Genomic DNA, 358 nt, shown 5'->3' on the forward strand with positions numbered 1-358 from the left:
AGCGCCGGATGAACCCGTGCCGGCGGTCGATGCTCGCATGCGACTTGTAGCCGAACACCGGGATCGCGATGTCGGCGTGGCGGGTGCCGTCCTCGCGCTCGCGTGCCTTGCCGAACACCAGCGTCCAGCGCGCATCCCGGTCCTTCTGGCGGAGCTTCGCCGGCTTGTCCTGCCAGCCCTCCGGGATGCGGCCGGCCTTGATATCGGCCTTCTCGGCTTGCGTGTTGCGCTGCTTGGGCGCCGAGACCAGGCTCGCATCCACGATCTGGCCCGCCATCGGGATGTAACCGGCCTCGCGGATCGCGGCGTCGAAGCGGGCGAAGAGCCGCTCGATCGCGCCGGCCCGGATCAGCCGCTC

Annotated in this window: 1 pseudogene; it reads right to left on the reverse strand. The window is 70.4% G+C overall.

Annotated features, from left to right (window positions below):
- A pseudogene (locus QSJ97_RS24780) lies at window positions 1–358 on the reverse strand (IS5/IS1182 family transposase); the annotation flags it as partial.

The organism is Paralimibaculum aggregatum, from assembly GCF_030270585.1.
In the GTDB taxonomy this organism is placed as follows: domain Bacteria; phylum Pseudomonadota; class Alphaproteobacteria; order Rhodobacterales; family Rhodobacteraceae; genus Thermohalobaculum; species Thermohalobaculum aggregatum.